Below are 16,394 nucleotides of genomic sequence, written 5' to 3' on the forward strand. Positions count from 1 at the left end.
ATCTAATAATTGGGTTCATACATCAATGATCTGACATAGTTGCCAAGATCTTCCGGCATACTCAAACTTGTCAGTTTTTCTTGGATAGCCACTTGGCAGACGGCGACAGCGATAGCATGAGAGACTTCACGTACGCGGGTCAGTGAAGGGTAAACTGCGCCGCTGTGAATTTCTTGTTCCGAAACAATGCTTGCTAAAACATCTGCGGCGGCCAAAAACATGCTTTGTGTTACCAGTCGGGCGGCACTGGCATAAATACCGAGGCCTATGCCTGGAAAAATATAAGCGTTATTGCCTTGTGCAGGCTTAAGTAATTGATTCTTGTATCTTACGGGATCAAACGGGCTCCCGCTGGCAAAAATGGCTTGTCCATTACTCCAATCATAAGCTTGCTCAGCCGTGCACTCGGTATGCGAGGTTGGATTCGATAAAGCGATAATAACCGGACGTTCATTAACTGCAGACATTTCTCGTACAATAGCTTCGGTGAATGTTCCTGCTACGCCCGTGGCACCAATCAGTACATCCGGTTTGATCGTGCTGATGGCATCTACGAAACTGCAAGCAGGGTGCTCATGTGCAAAAGGTTTGATGCGGGGTTTAATATTTTCGTTGTGCGCAGTTACAAGACCTTTTCTATCGATGAACCAAAGTCTTTTCTGTGCTTGCGATTGGTTTAACCCAGCGGCAATGAATGCATTCACGGCCAGTTCTGCAGTTCCGCTTGCAGCAGATCCTGTGCCCAAGAACATGATATTCAGGTCGGTGAATTTTTTCTTGGTAATACGGCATGAGGTATAAATACCCGCTAAAGTAACTGCAGCAGTCCCTTGTATATCGTCGTTAAAACACCGTACTTCCGGGGCGTAGCGATCTAAAAATTCAAATGCATGCGGCGACGAGAAATCTTCAAACTGTATCAATGCATTCGGGTAGCGTGATTGCACTGCTTTTACAAATTCATCCACCAGCGAGCGGTAAGCATCAGCGTTAATACGCGGGTAGGGGTAACCCAGATATAATGGGTCTTCGCGCAAGGGGGCATTATTGGTGCCTACGTCGAGCATGACCGGCATGCATTGTGCCGGATGAATTCCGGCGCATGCAACATACAAAGCGACTTTTCCGATGGAGATACCCATGCCATTGGCGCCTAAATCTCCCAAGCCTAAAATCCGTTCTCCATCGGTCACAACAATGACCCGGATATCTTCTTCGGGCCAGTTTTTTAGGATGGTGGTAATTTCTCCGCGGTCTTCAGGGGAAATATAGAATCCTTGTGCATTCCTGAAAATATGTGCAAATTCCCTGCAAGCTTCCCCAACGGTAGGAGTATAGACTAATGGCATAATCTCTTCGATATGATTAATCATGGTGCGATAAAAAAGCCGTTGATTGCGCTCCAGCAGGGCATTTAAGAATATATATTTTTCTATGGCGCTATTTTTGCGGCGCAAGCTGCCGAGTACGCGTTCTATTTGCTTGTCCAGGCTTGCGACATTGTAAGGAAGCAATCCCCGCAGGCCGTAAAGTTCACGTTCTGCATGTGTAAATCCGGTTGATTTCGTATAAGCCGGATTTGTCAGTAGCGTTCTTCCATGTAAATTTTTCATAGTGATTGGGATTTCCTGAAAGATTAGGGAATCATACTACTTGTCTTGCTATTCAGGATAATTCTAAGTGATTCCAAATTGGACAATCGAGATAACGAAAGATAGACTTCTCCGTTTCGGTAAGAAATACCTGAGGATTCTTGTTCCCAATAATTCTGGAATTTTTTGTCGGAAAAAATTAGTCGGATTTGAGTCATTGCAATATTACTTCAATGAAATTGCGACAACGCATTTTTGATACTTTCTTTGTATAACAAGCTCATGCAAAGAAAAGTTGAGTCAATATGAAAATTTCCCATAACAATAGATTTGATGCAAGTTTAAAAGATCTTTTTGTTAGACACTCTTAGTTAACAATCTTAATTAATAACTTTAATGAGGTAATCAATAAAATTATGAATCAAACGCCTTTTTCCATGCCTAATCCAAGCTTATATACTGAGGAAGATGTAGCACAATTAGTGCATACTTTTTATGCGAAAGCCAGAAAAGATCCTTCACTAGGCCCTATTTTTGAAGCGCATGTGATTGATTGGGATGCACATTTTGTACAAATGACTAATTTCTGGTCAGCACAATTACGCGGGACTAGCAGATTTCGTGGAGCACCGATGCCTAAGCATATTGCACTGCCTGAACTTACTGCCGAGTTATTTGAGCGTTGGTTGCAAATTTTTCGGCAAACCACCGAGGAGTTGGGCAATCCGAATTTACAGCAGCATGCCAACGCCATCGCATCTTTTATCGCAGGTCGATTATGGCAGGGTTATCAAATCAGTAATTATCCTGATAAGCAACCGATAGCGCTTCGTACTCTATAACTTATGATGACCTGATCAAGGTTTAATTTGAAGATTAAAAGCAAAATTATTGTTTTCTCTATTCTGGCTACACTGATTCCTGCTGTAGGGTTGGGTATATTGTCGTTTCAGCAAAATGACGCGATGATCAACGAGAATGTTACGCGTGAGCTACGTGCCCTGGCTAACTATGCCGGCCGGGAGTCGGATCTATGGATTAAGGAGCAGGCTCTGGTTGCGCGTGATCTTGCAACATCTATTTCCACTTCTAAAATTCTTATTGAGGGATTATCTTTAGAAAATCAGCCGCAGAAAAATACATCCAAGGCTCAGCAAGGAGCCCTGGAGCTTTATCTGAAATCAGTGCATAGGCGGCTGGAGGATGTATTGGAATTGACGGTGGTTGATGTGGAAGGTGGAATAGTTGCAAGTAATGTAGCATCACCTTTATCAGTGACATTATCACAGAACTGGCCGGAAGATGCTTCTATTCAGGGCGATGTCGTCATTTCCCCGGAGTGGAATGAAAATTATGCAACTGCAATCTTAAGCGTGTCGGTACCCATATTATCGATTGATGATTATATCCTGGGGGCGTTGATTGTAACGTTTGATATGCGCGGCATTCAGTCAGGCTTAAAAGATAAAGTTAAATCGCCTCTCGGTGAAGTTCTGTTGTTAGATAAAGCCGGAAATATAATGTTAGCCAGTGATATAGGGATTCTGAAGACAAATGAGTCCAGGCTGCTTGATCCCGATGTAATGAAACTCTTAAAAGACAACCCGGGAGAATATGAGATTTTTCTTGGGCCACAGCAAGAAAAAGTGGTCGGTCTGGCGTACGAATCAGAGAAACTTTCTGTCACGATAATTGCATTCAGAAGCTATGAATCTGTTTATTCGGCTTGGGAACAGCAACGTAATTTGTTTGCTGGCCTGATCAGTATCATTATTTTTCTGGTGACAGCCATTGCATTACGGATGAGCCATGCCATTGTGGCTCCTTTGCAAAAACTGATTAACGCCACAGAGAAGATTGTGGAAGGTGATCTTAACGTCGAATTAATCAATTCGCAACGTGATGAAGTAGGCCAACTTACCCAAAGATTTAATCAGATGACTGATAAGCTGCGGCAGAATCAGATAGAAATTACTGCTGCCAGTGATGCCATGCAGAAGAAAAATCACTTATTGGAAACGCTATCGGTTACCGATAGTTTAACGGGGCTTTATAACCGTAATAAACTGAATGTGATCATTAGCGATCAGCTGGCTCGATATGAACGGAATAAACGTCCTTTCGCTGTACTGATGATCGACGTTGATCATTTTAAGACTTTTAATGATAACCTCGGACACGTAGCAGGTGATGAGGTTATCGCTGCGGTAGCGAAAAAAATCTCACAATCAATTCGCAACGTTGATTTCGCCGCCCGTTATGGGGGTGATGAGTTCATCATCATTCTGACTGAAACCGCTGTAAATGAAGCGATGAAAACCGCGGAGCGGATACGTGCACAAGTTGCGAATGTGCATTGCAGTTCGCTCAATAAAACGCTCAGAGTTACGCTGAGTATCGGGATTATTCAAAGTGAACCGGAAGATATATCTTTGACTACGCTACTAGCCCGGGTGGATAGCGCGTTGTACCAAGCCAAGCGCTCCGGGCGTAATCAAGTCCACTGTGTAGCGCCTATACCGAAAGTAAAGCAGCAACACAGTTGACGCTACGGCGTGTTGTTTCCTCTTGCTTCTAGCCCTGTGTTAAAAACCCATCCTTGATTCTGGTCATGCTGCACTCTTAACCAGGAACCCAGGCTAGCATTTGCTGATACTTTGGTATCTTTTTTCAGCAGGGTGATTATTTTGGCATTGGCATTGGGAGCCGTGCGTATATTGACATTCGTTTTTGTGTGCAATTGTATCGGTGTATTAAATTCAAAAAACGAATTGTTATCATCGACTGTTTTCTTGCGACTGGGATGAGTGATCAAATCGATCAACTGTTTTGCTTGTGCGATGTAATTCATGGCTGCAGCAAATTGATCCTGGGTAAAAAGGACCGAGGCCGTTTCAACGAGATGATGTGCTTGTACTCGCAGGATTTGATCGGCTGCTGGAATTTGAGCTTGTTTCAGGCGCTCTAGGCTTACTTCAGTTTCCGCTATGGCAGAAGCGGTGCTGGATTTGGTAGCTAACCGATGTAATTTAACCTGAGTACGGACCGCCTCTTTATTGACCTCCTGCAATGTTTGCGCTTGAGTATTTTGTTTAACCTGCTGATCTCGTATTATTTTGTCCTTCTCTGCAATTATTTTTTCCAAACGGTCAATTTCTTTTTTTAAGCTTTCATCCTCGACGGTGGCTACCGGTAGGGGTTCAATAACCGGGGTTGGAACGGATTCCTGAGACGCGCACCCGATCAAATTTAAGGCCAAAAGGCATAAAGTAACCTGAGTTAATAATGAGCCCAAAAATTTAATGGGAAAAGATGATATAAAGGGGAATAAATAATTCATATTTTTGCTTCCGATAATTTTGGATTGATCAGTATGACATTTATTAATTGATTCATATTCATGCGTTTTGGGATCGAACTGATTCCAATTGTAGTATGAAAGCGAAAAATTTTTATTATTCATTAGCAACAATCCCGTAAATTAATTGCTAGCCCAGGAAATTGATAAAATAACGCATGTTGTACAATCGATTGATTTTACAGGCCTAAGAAGGAATGTCGATGTTTGAGCGTGATTGAAACTGCTCTTTTATTGCCGAGTAATTCAAACCCGCTTATCAACTTTCTTTATCATGGAATCAAAATCAATCTTTATATGAGGAATTTCTTATGAAATGGCTCTTCGGAATTATTATTTTAATTTTGCTCGTGGTGTCGGAACGCTTTAGAAAGTTTGCAGGTTACTTCATTGTGATTGGCATCGTGGGCGGTTCTTTGATTTGGGGATTCCAAGAATACGAGAAAAATAAATCCAAGAGTAAAATTTCTTCTGCAGAAGTGATCTTGAGAAACATATCTTTTGAAACTATGAACAATAATGAATATGAATTGACGGGGCGCATCGTTAATAACTCAGAGAAATATACACTGAACGGTCTCCAGCTAAGAATCAATGCTAAAGATTGCGCAAATGATGATGATCCGCATTGCATCGTTTTCGCGGAAAAAAAAGAATATATCTATATAACGATTCCTCCCGGGCAAGCCAGGGATTTTAAAAAAGAAATAAATTTATACTCAGATCAGAATCTGGAGAATAAGTTAGTATGGGATTATTCGATTGAATACGCAGAATCGAAATAAGTAAATTTTGTTGCATCCCGTCAGTCGCAAATTAGATGCAATGGTTTCCCAGATTAGATTCTTGCGTATCTTGGGAAATAGATTCATGGCGCTCGATGATTCTGAACGCCATCACCGGATAAACCTTGCAGATTCCTGGGTGATACATCCGTGCTTGCAAATGCAGCGGCATTGCATACGGTTGCCAAATCTTCTGTCAGATTCAGAGCGAGTTGTGCGCGTTTCAACGCCAGCCGTGCATGATGCTTGGCGGCTTCCTGCATCGATGCATCTCCAATCAAGACGAGGGATTGAAGCGCTTTCTGCAACCTGATCATCACCTCCACCGTGCCGGCACCGTCACGAGCGATACCGGTGAAAGCATCATCGAACATGTCGTGAATTGAAATCTCGGGGACTTCCACGCGACCATACCTCGCGGCATGCTCATCTTCAGTTTTGGAGGGAGGGTTATTCCACAGAACAAAAAGCCGCACCAATGTGCCAATAATATTGATAGCCGTGCCGGGATCATTGACCGCGGGAGACAATGCGCGGCAGGCAATCTCCGATAAAACCACCAGACCGAATCGCGGATCATCATCGAAAAGCCGGTTGTTTCCGATTTGAAACGATTGGATGACTTGTTGTTTGTCGTTCTCTGTTATTTCTCCCGAACAAGTGCTGATGTAGGCCAATTCTCGGCCGGGAGCTGCAAATGTCCCGGGCAAAGCCGCAATCACTACTCGACCTTCATTCTTTCTCGCCCATGTCTCAAGGGCTGCAATATCGATATGCTGTACATAGCCTACATGTGACGCGAATACTGCCCATCCGTGAACCTGTGATACTACCGGTATACCATCGAGGGTGGGCGCCTTCTGCCGGAGCATCAACGCTTGGGCAGTTGCGTGCTCAACCTTGGCGATGGTGGTCCCGATGCGGCCCAGACGAGCAATGCTGTCCACCCAACGCACAAACGTTATGATCACCACGCCGAATACAATGGCCGTGAGGATGAAAAGTGTAAAACGTCCTGCTGCTTCGAAATAACCGTTCTTCATGGCCGTCAAAGCCACAATGCTGTATATGAAAGCGCCAATGAATGTCGATAGCGCATTCTGTGATCGATCATCGCCGATCACCAATGAAAATGATCGCGGTGTTGCTGTGCTGCTTGCCGAAGCATAGGCCGAAACCATGGAGGTTACTGCAAAGGTGGCAATCACCAGCATGCTGGCAGCCATGATGGAAAGTATGGTTTCAACAGGCTCGGGTTTAATTGTGGGAAGAATTAATCCCAACTCGGTGCCATCTGCGAGTTTGGCTGCGAGCGCCGCAGCGATCGACAGCAGGCAAGCCACCAAGGGTTTTACCCAGAGGCGTTCGCGTAGTCGATTGATATAAAATCTTAATTGGTCGGTTGAGATTATAGAGGGCATCTTGTGCTCCTTTGCGCTGCCACATAGCGTTAGGGATAAGTCGGATTTTGACTGGTATTGGCATGCAAATAAATAGAATTCATTATAACGCCGGATAGTCTTGTGGCTTCCGCGTATTTCCAAAAGAGGTCAAGACGGGCAAGAATGCCTGGGTGAAGAAACTCTTCCTCATTGACCCTGTCGGATGATTGATGATTAAGAAACTACAATGGAAGGGGTTTTGCACGATGACGCGGAAAGATGTGCAACGTGATTTTTTGGCGTCCGTTGTGGTATTTCTGGTGGCATTGCCGTTGTGCATGGGCATTGCCATTGCTTCCGGTGTCCCTCCCGTGAAGGGCATTATCACCGGTATTGTCGGTGGCCTGGTGGTCGGATTTCTTGCCGGTTGTCCGCTGCAGATCAGCGGCCCGGCTGCCGGTTTGACCGTACTTGTCTTCGATATGATCCAGCGTTTTGGCGTAGACAAACTAGGGATAGTGGTTCTGGCGGCAGGCGCCATTCAAATCCTGGCGGGATTTCTCCAGTTGGGCCAATGGTTCCGGGCCGTTTCCCCGGCAGTTATTCAAGGGATGTTAGCGGGAATCGGCGTGCTCATCCTGGCAAGCCAATTTCACATCATGATTGGGGACACGCCCAAGGAAAGCGGGCTTGAGAATATTTTGACCATTCCCGAAGCGATGAGGAAAGGGTTGATTCCTCATGAGGGGGATGACCCGAGCCATTGGGTGTCGGCCCACATTGGAATTCTCACGATCGCAGTCATTATTCTTTGGCAATTCCTGGTGCCCAAAAGATTTCAATTTATCCCGGCTCCCTTGGTGGGGGTATTGGTCGCCAGTGGAGTAGCCTATGTGCAAAATCTCTCTATCGATTATATTGAATTCCAAGATAGCCTCGGCAGCTCGATCGATTTTCTGAGAATGGAGGATTTTTCCTCCCTTCTCGATCCGTCCCTATTGTCCATGGCAATCGCCATTGCCTTTATCGCCAGCGCGGAAACCCTCTTATGCGCCACTGCCGTCGACCAAATGCATTTGGGTTCGCGAACCCGATATAACCGGGAAATGTCCGCTCAGGGAATGGGCAATCTTTTGTGTGGATTCCTTGGCGCTTTACCCATGACCGGGGTGATTGTCCGCAGCAAAGCCAATATTCAGAGTGGAGGCCGAACCCGTGTTTCAGCCATTTTGCATGGTGGATGGTTACTGCTTTTTGCCGGACTTTTCCCGCAAATACTCGAACGGGTTCCCATCGCGAGCTTGGCCGCCCTTCTCGTGTATACCGGCTATACCCTCATCAATGTGCAGGCTATCCGAACACTTTCAATGTTCGGCCGGGGAGAAGTCGCCGTATATGCGGTGACCCTGGTGACCATTGTGACAACTAACCTCTTGATAGGCGTGCTTGCAGGGCTCGGTGTGGCACTTGCGAAGCTGATTTATTCAACCAACACCCTTAAGGTTTCCGTCGACCCAGGGATGAACGACAAACCGATTTCCATCAAATTCTCCGGTGCCGCCACGTTCGTAAGTCTTCCCAAGATGGCCAATATCCTGGACGACATTCCATTGAAGAGAAATGTACATCTCGATTTCGATGATCTACGCTATATTGATCACGCATGCCTTAACTTGTTGGTCTCATGGAAGAGATTTTATGAAGCCAGAAATGGAACAGTGTCTTTCGATTGGAAGACGTTGGAAAACAGGTTACTTGGAGGAAAATGGGGACAGGAGTAGAATTGAGAACATTGTCGATGGGTTGCATGATTTTTTGTTTTGTAATCTATATTCGTGATTCTGTAACCAACAGTGCGCTTTATTTTGGGGACGTTTATTTCTCTTGATTTGCGACTTGACCCCATTAGAATGCTGTCATCCTGCAAAATACGGTGGTAGACCCCGCGATGTTTCGAAGACTACTCGAGTAAAGACACGAGATCCGTAGTGACAGAGTCAACAGCTGCGATCATTTCGTCGATAGTCTCAATGAGTGGAAGGCCTTCGGCGATGCCGGGTTCATGCAGTACAAGCTGAAAACGAAACTGTTGCTTGAGATCCGCTACTTCGTTTACTTGACCTATGTAGAGCTCGAACCCAGGCTGCAGTGGAAAGCCCTTGTCTGCTGGATTAATGTAGATGTCCATTTTCGCGAAGGCCGCCACTGTATCCGGAGGCATCGATCCGGCGGCGAGGTTGGACATCAGTTGGCCTAGGTGAATTCCCGCCGCTTGAGAACCAACCGTGAAGAGCAACCGGTGCTTTTCAACGTTGTTCAGTCGACCGAGTCGCCAAAGCGCGTCGTTTCCACCGCGATAGGGTCGAACTGCATCAATGCAGGCGATAGTGTTGGGCGAGGCACCTGGGAGCCTGTTAGCCTTGGAGGCATCGTACTTAGCTTGATCGTCGGCGATGGGAAAGTAGATTCCTCGCGGATTTGGTGGAGCGTCGCCCGTGTCCTTGCACACAAGCTGGTAGGCCAAATGATCGAGCGCCGTGGTGAGATTCTGAATGGTGTCGCCTGCTAGAAGTGGAAGGTCATCCGGCGCAGCTGGCGCCTGCTCGATGTAGTATACGACCTTGCGCGTGGCCGGGTGCTGCTTTGCGCCAATCGTATAGGGCTTCGTGTCGAAGAACTGCCGAACGGCGTCACGCAGAGCGGCCGCATGGGCCTTGGCTCGATCGATCTTTAGCGATACGTGACGAATGCGGTCAGGGGTAGTAGTCATGCTTTTTGCGATGCTTAATGCCGCTTTTGGTAGTCCGCGTGGATTTGCTTTGTTAGTTTATTTAAGTTCATTTGGGAGATCATTTACAAATAACCCAAGTATTTTACCTCGTGAAATGTTTTTATTCTTATGGCCTAAATCCTTCCTGATAGCCAAAAGCAAATCCTCTACCATGAACAAAACAGCATATGGATTGTTTGAATTACCATCCGCATTTTCAATGCTCATCATTCTAAATTTATAGAACGCTTCCAGCATTTCGTCAGAACCCCAAATGACTAATTCTTGAGTGATTTCTGCCATGAACTTGATCATTTCATTTTCAGAGGGCTGTTTCTTTCCTAATTTCTCTGCGAAAGTTAAGCTAAAGATAAAATTAATAATTTTTTCATATGTTGGTATTTTCTTTTCTCTAAGATGAGCCAATATTTCCGCTTTTCTTTCAAGGTGCTTTGAAACAAGAACAGTAAATACCGAAACCAATATTGTTGCAGATGCAGCAACGAGGCCAGCACCTAGTTTTGGATCTATTGATGAGAATACATCCCAAATCTTGGCGAGTAGTAAATACCCGCCAAATAGCAATAAGCCAAGTAGGAATAATCCGAGAGCTATTTGCTTCTTATTCTGTGTATGTGTTTCCACGTGCTTCTAAACCCTAGCGTAATATATAAGATATTTTGTCCAATAATCTGGTAGGTGATGTCGAGTCAGAAAGAGCTATCAGGTTTAGAATCAAGAGTTCTTGCTTTTTATTCTTGCGCAGAATAACCTCAATCGTTGTTGGATGCAATTGATAACGCATAACCAAGGTCAAGTGCCGAATTACGAATCTGAAACAAGTGATATGCACATCGCAAGACCAATAGACAAATTGTGCCTAATTCATCGGCTATATTCTCTATTTTCGACCTGATCCTTTGATCCCATAACCCAATACGATTCAATATCGCTATCTATTCCAACAAACTCATTGCTATCCCGAGATATATGGAACTGCTAGAAATATCAGTACAAATGCATCCAATTACATTTTTTTAATGTAACAATCAATCTGCTATTTCTTAATATCTTTTCAGACTGACAGATACCTCTCCTGCATCAAAAGATTGATAACTCTTCAAAAGACCGCATTACCCCAGTATCCCCGTAGCTGTTCGATTGCAAAGACTTTGATTGATCTCGGAAGGGATTGATGAAATGACATCGAACTGTCATGAAAGTGAAATATTCAACTTGTAGTATGCATGGGCATTGTTGATGAGGAATTTATGCCTAACCATTTTTTTAAAAAAACAGCTTTATTTTCCAGCGTGATGATCTTGCTGTTATCTACGCCTGTAGCGATGGGGAGTAGCCTGGAGAACCTGGCCAAGTCATTGGCCAAAATCCGCGGTGAAGTGGAAACGCTACAAATGCAGCTGGATCTCGAGAAGGAAAAGCACGGCAGCAGAATATCAGCATTGAATTCGCAATTGGCGGATTTGAGTGTTGAAGAGCGGCGGCAAAAACTGAGTATCGAGAAGTTGCAGCATTCCATTGAGAAGCTGGGCGTTACTGCGAAACAGGCGGAGCAATCGGGTGAAAGTTTGAAGCCGGTTCTGCTGGCGGCATTGGGTGAATACCGGCGGCATATTCAAACCGGCTTCCCATTCAAAATGGAAGATCGCGTCAAGGCGATTAATGATCTGGAAAACAATCTGATCAATCAGCAGATAGATCCCAACAAGGCAGTCAACCAGGCGTGGTCATTGATAGAGGATGAAATTCGTCTGAGCAAGGAAAATGGCATTTATCAGCAAACGATAATGCTCGACGGGGAAAAAGTGCTGGTGGATATCGCCAAACTGGGCACGGTATTTCTTTTCTTTCAAACCAAGGATAACCAAAGCGGCATGGCCAGGAAGCTGGCGCAAGGCGGCTGGAAGTTTGAGATGGTGGATAACGCAGGCGATAGGGAGCGAATCAGGAATTTGTTTGATTCATTGAAGAAACAAATTCGCCAGGGTTATTTTGAATTACCGAATCCGTTAAAAAAATGAAAATAAAATTATTAATCCTGACATTGTCAATGATTCTGCCGCATTTGGTTTTTGCGCAGGATCGGAAGGGCGCTGAAGCCACTGAGAATGTATCGGTTTCAGCACCTGAAAGAAAGCCTGAATCTGCACCCGCCAAAAAAACAAATTCAATCAAGCAGGATACCGTTAATCTGGAAACGGCTTATAAGCGTGAATATGCTTTTCTGGAAGCGCAGAAACGTGAATTGGCCGAACGCTTGAGAAATTATCAGGCCAGCGCCAATCGGGAAGAGCAGGCGCTGAGCGGTAAAGTCAACGCGCTTGAACGCAGCTCGGTCGAACGATCAGCCCGAATTGATCAGTTAAGCGCACAGCTTAGCGAATCGGAACATAAGGAAGCCGCTGTGATAGAACGTAGCGATGCTCTGGAAACCACCTATTTGCAAGCTGAAGGGACTTTGAAAAATCATGGCATAGAAATGCCGGAGGCAATGAAGGAAGCCAAGGATAACGATCCGGTCAAAGTTGATTTTTTGTTTAAGCAAGCATTGTCTTTACTGCGGAATCTCGGCGCAATCCAGACCAAGCCAGGTCATTTTTTCCTGGCCAACGGTAAACAGGTTGAAGGATCGTTGATTCATCTGGGCAATATTGCAGCTTATGGCATCAGCGACGGTGGCAGCGGGAGTCTGGTTCCTGCCGGGGGAGGAGATTTCAAGGTTTGGAAAAATGCGGGTGCAGAAAACGCCACTGTATTGAGCAATAACGAACAGCCGGATGTTTTGCAGTTGTATCTATTTGAATCACGCACCAGTTCCATCGATGAATCTCCTGAAAAAACCCTCATAGGCATTATCGATTCCGGAGGTCCCATTGGTTGGATCATTGTGATACTGGGCGGCCTTGCAGTCTTGCTGGTTCTGATCCGCGCCCATTTGCTGCGGACGAATAGCGCTAACACCCAGCAATTGACGGAGCAAATTCTCGGTGAATTGGCTTCCGGCGATCTGGATGTGGCCAAGAAAAGCTGTGAAGACAACTCTTCCGCGATCGGGCGCGTGTTGCACTATACCCTGCGTCATTTGAAAGATGATCGGGATCACATGGAAGGCATCGTGTACGAAGCCATTCTGCAAGAATCCAACCCATTAGATCGTTTTGGCACGGCGATATTGGTGATTGCCTCCGTGGCGCCGCTGCTCGGTTTGCTGGGTACGGTAACGGGCATGATCGAAACCTTTGACATGATTACCGAATTTGGCACCGGAGATCCTAAGCTCTTGTCGGATGGTATCTCGATTGCTCTGGTAACCACGCAACTCGGCTTGATCGTGGCCATTCCCGCCTTGATGCTCGGTTCATTGCTGTCTTCCTGGGCGAAAAATATTAAACGTGACATGGAGCATTCAGCGCTCAAAATCATCAATGTTTTTTTGGGTGGCGGACTGGATATCGATGAACTGAATGTACCCACTGTGGACGAAGCTGCCTTGGCCTTAGGGAATGCTTGAAATGGATTTCCCGGAATTCATTCTGATCATAAAACAGTTGCTGGCGGCAGGCGGAATTGTAATGCCACCTTTAGTGCTATGCATCCTGTTGCTATGGTATGGCCTGGGTTATCGATTCTGGGTAATGAAATCACCCAAAAGCATGAGTGTGCGCGACTTATTGAAATATTACCAGCAACACGATGACAAGCCCGCTGCAAGTATCGTCGCTCAGGCCATTAAGCAAGGCGTTCGATTGCAAAAGAAAGGGGTGAAAAATCTGCGGCGCCATTTGGATGCCGCTTTTTACGAATATGAAAGGGAAATCGGTAAATTTTCCGTTCTGGTTCGCATCGTCATCATCATTTCCCCTTTGTTGGGTTTATTGGGAACGGTGATCGGGATGATCGAAACCTTTGATTCATTGGCAACGATGACTTTGCATTCGCAATCCGGGGGAATCGCAGGCGGTATTTCACAAGCTTTGTTTACCACCCAGATGGGCCTTACGGTCGCCATTCCCGGTTTGCTGGCGCACAGCATGCTAAATCGCAAGCAGCAGCAAATAGAGTTGGATCTTGCGCAAGTCAAGGACTTGCTGTGCCATCAGATCCCTAACCATCACCCAACCAAGAGCTTTTCATCATGAGACACAAAGAATCCGCCGAAGTGGAAACCACCATCGATATGGCACCCTTAATCGATATCGTTTTTATCTTGCTGATCTTTTTTATGGTGACAACGACTTTTGTCAAGGATATGAAGCTGGAACTGGAGCGCCCTAAGGCGAATAGCGCCATAGCGGCATCGAGCAAGGCGATTCGTTTGTTTATCGATCGCAACGGCGATACTTACATGGATGGCGAACCGGTGCGGTTGTGGTTGATACAAAGCAAGTTACGCGATGCGTTGAGCACGGCCTCCAACAAAATTGTTCTGATCGTGACGGATGAAGGTGTGCCGGCAGGAAGATTAGTCGAAGTGGTGGATCAGGCGCGTTTGGCAGGCGCCGAAAGCGTGGGTGTTGCAACTAAAAAAGAAGCGGGGTAAAGAAAATGAGAACTATCAATATGAAACAGCATTTGGCTGGAGCCGTGTCGATGTTATTCGGGTTGGTATTTGTGTTTGGGTTGATCGTGATATTAAATCACTACATGGGAAAGATTGAAAGAACACCTCCCCAGGACGTGACGGAAATCTCCATGACGCGGGAGATCAAACAAGAACCCAAAAAAGAGATCAAGAAAGTGGAGCCTAAAAAGCAGGTATCCCGTCCGCAAGCGCCCGCACCTTTCAAAGGATTGGATACTGCGCTCTCCGGCATTGATTTGGGTGCGCTGGGTTTGGATAACGGCCAACGCGATATTGACGATGGTTTGCTCGGTAAAACCGGTAACGCCGTCATGACCGCCGATCTGGTGGATATTCCACCTAAACCGATTGCGCGCGGATCGTTCAAATACCCTCCGACTGCCAAAAGGAATGGCATCAAGGGTTATGTTGTCTTGTCGGTATTGGTCGAAGCCGATGGTTCCGTCAATCAGGTACAAGTGCTGGAATCCAGCCCCTCCGGAATTTTCGATGCGGCAGCACTGCAAGGCATTCGCGCTTGGCATTTTGAGCCGGCGAAGTACAAAGGTGACACGGTTCGTGTCTGGGCCAAGCAAAAAATTCGCTTTGATTTATCTTGATCGTTGATATGAAAAACCACGGGGCTTGGCAATTTCATTACCTGATTTATGTGGCTATCGCCTTGAGTTGTTACGCTTATCCTGCGGGAGCAAACGATAATAAGACGCAGCAACCCACCGATTTTATTGAATTGGCTGCGGTCATGCTCAAAGACGGTCATCATGATCGCGCTTTGCTGGCATTGCAAAGTGTCGACCTCGGCAATAAAAAGACCGATCTGGCCAGATTTTATACGCTGCAAGGTTTAGCGTATTTGGGATTGAACGACCTTGAAGCAGCCAAAGACAGCTTGCGACTGGCAGTCAAGAATGGGCAAAAAGATCCATCCATCTTTATCTATTTGGCGCAAGCTTACTTCGGAGTGAAAGATTACAAAAATACCCTTGATGCCCTTGAAAAGGCGGGTTCATTGGTTAACAAGGATGCAGTCTTGATCAGTTTGAAAGCGGAATCCTACTGGCACTTGCAACGAACCACAGCGGCGATCGATACCTTGAATGAAGGACAGCGGGCTTTCCCATCGGATTCTCGTTTTCTCAAACGCAAGGTGTTCTATTTTGTTGAATTGGGACTCTATCAGGAAGCTATCCGATTAGGCCGGGAATATTTCAAGCGCGCTGATGCAACCGCTGCGGATTATGTCGCCTTCGGCAATGCGTTGCGTTTGAGCCGGGAATATCAGGAAGCCATCAACATTCTTGAAGTTGCGCGCCTGCAATACCCGCATGAGGAAATGGTGGCAAAACTGCTTGCGCATACTTATCTGGATCAAGGGCAGCTGAATTCCGCAGCATTTATCCTGGAACAGGCTGCGTTATTGAATCCCGTATTACAGGCGGAAGCTGCCGAAATCTACCGGCGCGCAGGCCGGTTTCACAAAGCATTGACGCTCAATGAAAGCATCAGTGATCAGAAAGTGAAGTTGAAACAGCGATTATCGATTCTGCTGGCATTAAAGCAATTCGAGCACGCTGCCAACATGGAATCCAGCCTGTACCGCACCGGTTTATTGGAAGACCAGGATATTCGCTATGCATTGGCTTATGCGCTATTTTCGAGCCGCCGTTTTTCCGCAGTCGATAAGCACCTGCAACATCTCACGAACGCCGAGCTGTTTCGTAAAGCCACTGAACTTCGTCGCTTGATGGAGGTATGCAAAAACGAACCCTGGCAGTGCACCTGATGCATACGTTCACCATGCCGCCTTAACCATCCGCCCGGGACGGATCTTTCCGCCCATCCATAATTAGAATTTATCTCCATGAACCAGTGTGCTGTAAGTGGAGAGGGGGCTTGATACGCCA

The 16,394-nt window shown here is 46.0% G+C and carries 15 protein-coding genes; 10 read left to right on the forward strand and 5 right to left on the reverse strand.

The window, feature by feature from the left end; translation table 11 throughout:
* Positions 1-2: 2 nt before the first annotated feature.
* Entirely contained in the window at positions 3-1,613 is a 1,611-nt protein-coding gene (locus ATY38_RS09615; protein ID WP_062559108.1) for an NAD-dependent malic enzyme, read from the reverse strand.
* Positions 1,614-2,008: 395 nt separating this feature from the next.
* On the opposite strand from ATY38_RS09615, the gene ATY38_RS09620 reads away from it, so the two are divergent.
* Together ATY38_RS09620 and ATY38_RS09625 are read left to right on the forward strand one after the other, a co-directional pair.
* Positions 2,009-2,434 carry a group III truncated hemoglobin gene (locus ATY38_RS09620; RefSeq protein WP_013648069.1) on the forward strand — a complete coding sequence of 142 codons (426 nt, stop codon included), beginning with the start codon at positions 2,009-2,011 and terminating at the stop codon, positions 2,432-2,434.
* Positions 2,435-2,461: 27 nt separating this feature from the next.
* Positions 2,462-4,138, forward strand: coding sequence for a sensor domain-containing diguanylate cyclase (locus ATY38_RS09625; protein ID WP_062559109.1), 1,677 nt, complete (start codon positions 2,462-2,464; stop codon positions 4,136-4,138).
* A 2-nt stretch (positions 4,139-4,140) separates the two neighbouring features.
* Here ATY38_RS09625 and ATY38_RS09630 read toward each other — a convergent pair whose 3' ends face one another.
* Positions 4,141-4,932, reverse strand: coding sequence for an SH3 domain-containing protein (locus ATY38_RS09630; RefSeq protein ID WP_235590244.1), 792 nt, complete (start codon positions 4,930-4,932; stop codon positions 4,141-4,143).
* A 329-nt stretch (positions 4,933-5,261) separates the two neighbouring features.
* Between ATY38_RS09630 and ATY38_RS09635 the strand changes: the two genes are divergently transcribed.
* Positions 5,262-5,735, forward strand: a complete 474-nt coding sequence (locus ATY38_RS09635; RefSeq protein WP_062559111.1) for a hypothetical protein — start codon at positions 5,262-5,264, stop codon at positions 5,733-5,735.
* An 83-nt stretch (positions 5,736-5,818) separates the two neighbouring features.
* Here the strand turns inward: ATY38_RS09635 and ATY38_RS09640 are convergent, their stop codons facing one another.
* Positions 5,819-7,156: a DUF2254 domain-containing protein gene (locus ATY38_RS09640; protein ID WP_062559112.1), complete on the reverse strand. Its 1,338-nt coding sequence runs from the start codon at positions 7,154-7,156 to the stop codon at positions 5,819-5,821.
* 227 nt (positions 7,157-7,383) lie between these two features.
* Between ATY38_RS09640 and ATY38_RS09645 the strand changes: the two genes are divergently transcribed.
* Entirely contained in the window at positions 7,384-8,898 is a 1,515-nt protein-coding gene (locus tag ATY38_RS09645; RefSeq protein ID WP_062559113.1) for a SulP family inorganic anion transporter, read from the forward strand.
* Between the two features lie 179 nt (positions 8,899-9,077).
* Here the strand turns inward: ATY38_RS09645 and ATY38_RS09650 are convergent, their stop codons facing one another.
* Complete coding sequence (locus ATY38_RS09650; protein ID WP_062559114.1) at positions 9,078-9,887, reverse strand: hypothetical protein; 810 nt, start codon at positions 9,885-9,887, stop codon at positions 9,078-9,080.
* A 57-nt stretch (positions 9,888-9,944) separates the two neighbouring features.
* Positions 9,945-10,532: a hypothetical protein gene (locus ATY38_RS09655; RefSeq protein ID WP_062559115.1), complete on the reverse strand. Its 588-nt coding sequence runs from the start codon at positions 10,530-10,532 to the stop codon at positions 9,945-9,947.
* Positions 10,533-11,158: 626 nt separating this feature from the next.
* Here ATY38_RS09655 and ATY38_RS09660 point away from each other — a divergent pair.
* Genes ATY38_RS09660 through ATY38_RS09685 form a run of 6 tightly spaced genes read left to right on the forward strand, consistent with a single transcriptional unit; the run spans position 11,159 to position 16,273 of the window.
* Complete coding sequence (locus ATY38_RS09660; protein ID WP_235590245.1) at positions 11,159-11,929, forward strand: DUF3450 domain-containing protein; 771 nt, start codon at positions 11,159-11,161, stop codon at positions 11,927-11,929.
* On the forward strand, positions 11,926-13,419 hold the full coding sequence (locus ATY38_RS09665) for a MotA/TolQ/ExbB proton channel family protein (protein WP_062559117.1): 1,494 nt from the start codon (positions 11,926-11,928) through the stop codon (positions 13,417-13,419). Before ATY38_RS09660 ends, ATY38_RS09665 begins: the two co-directional genes overlap by 4 nt.
* Before the next feature lies 1 nt (position 13,420).
* Positions 13,421-14,047: a MotA/TolQ/ExbB proton channel family protein gene (locus ATY38_RS09670; protein WP_062559118.1), complete on the forward strand. Its 627-nt coding sequence runs from the start codon at positions 13,421-13,423 to the stop codon at positions 14,045-14,047.
* Positions 14,044-14,448 carry an ExbD/TolR family protein gene (locus ATY38_RS09675; protein WP_062559119.1) on the forward strand — a complete coding sequence of 135 codons (405 nt, stop codon included), beginning with the start codon at positions 14,044-14,046 and terminating at the stop codon, positions 14,446-14,448. Before ATY38_RS09670 ends, ATY38_RS09675 begins: the two co-directional genes overlap by 4 nt.
* Before the next feature lie 5 nt (positions 14,449-14,453).
* Positions 14,454-15,089: an energy transducer TonB gene (locus ATY38_RS09680; protein ID WP_235590246.1), complete on the forward strand. Its 636-nt coding sequence runs from the start codon at positions 14,454-14,456 to the stop codon at positions 15,087-15,089.
* An 8-nt stretch (positions 15,090-15,097) separates the two neighbouring features.
* A complete protein-coding gene (locus ATY38_RS09685; RefSeq protein ID WP_062559121.1) occupies positions 15,098-16,273 on the forward strand; it encodes a tetratricopeptide repeat protein in 1,176 nt (391 codons plus the stop codon).
* Positions 16,274-16,394: the final 121 nt, after the last annotated feature.

This window comes from Nitrosomonas ureae (assembly GCF_001455205.1).
Lineage (GTDB): Bacteria > Pseudomonadota > Gammaproteobacteria > Burkholderiales > Nitrosomonadaceae > Nitrosomonas > Nitrosomonas ureae.

Bases quoted from the DNA above. Each gene is read 5' to 3' on its own strand.
- ATY38_RS09680 (WP_235590246.1), top strand. From the start codon at position 14,454: ATGAGAACTATCAATATGAAACAGCATTTGGCTGGAGCCGTGTCGATG.
- ATY38_RS09685 (WP_062559121.1), top strand. From the start codon at position 15,098: ATGAAAAACCACGGGGCTTGGCAATTTCATTACCTGATTTATGTGGCT.
- ATY38_RS09630 (WP_235590244.1), bottom strand. From the start codon at position 4,932: ATGAATTATTTATTCCCCTTTATATCATCTTTTCCCATTAAATTTTTG.
- ATY38_RS09675 (WP_062559119.1), top strand. From the start codon at position 14,044: ATGAGACACAAAGAATCCGCCGAAGTGGAAACCACCATCGATATGGCA.
- ATY38_RS09635 (WP_062559111.1), top strand. From the start codon at position 5,262: ATGAAATGGCTCTTCGGAATTATTATTTTAATTTTGCTCGTGGTGTCG.
- ATY38_RS09615 (WP_062559108.1), bottom strand. From the start codon at position 1,613: ATGAAAAATTTACATGGAAGAACGCTACTGACAAATCCGGCTTATACG.
- ATY38_RS09665 (WP_062559117.1), top strand. From the start codon at position 11,926: ATGAAAATAAAATTATTAATCCTGACATTGTCAATGATTCTGCCGCAT.
- ATY38_RS09640 (WP_062559112.1), bottom strand. From the start codon at position 7,156: ATGCCCTCTATAATCTCAACCGACCAATTAAGATTTTATATCAATCGA.
- ATY38_RS09670 (WP_062559118.1), top strand. From the start codon at position 13,421: ATGGATTTCCCGGAATTCATTCTGATCATAAAACAGTTGCTGGCGGCA.
- ATY38_RS09650 (WP_062559114.1), bottom strand. From the start codon at position 9,887: ATGACTACTACCCCTGACCGCATTCGTCACGTATCGCTAAAGATCGAT.
- ATY38_RS09645 (WP_062559113.1), top strand. From the start codon at position 7,384: ATGACGCGGAAAGATGTGCAACGTGATTTTTTGGCGTCCGTTGTGGTA.
- ATY38_RS09620 (WP_013648069.1), top strand. From the start codon at position 2,009: ATGAATCAAACGCCTTTTTCCATGCCTAATCCAAGCTTATATACTGAG.
- ATY38_RS09660 (WP_235590245.1), top strand. From the start codon at position 11,159: ATGCCTAACCATTTTTTTAAAAAAACAGCTTTATTTTCCAGCGTGATG.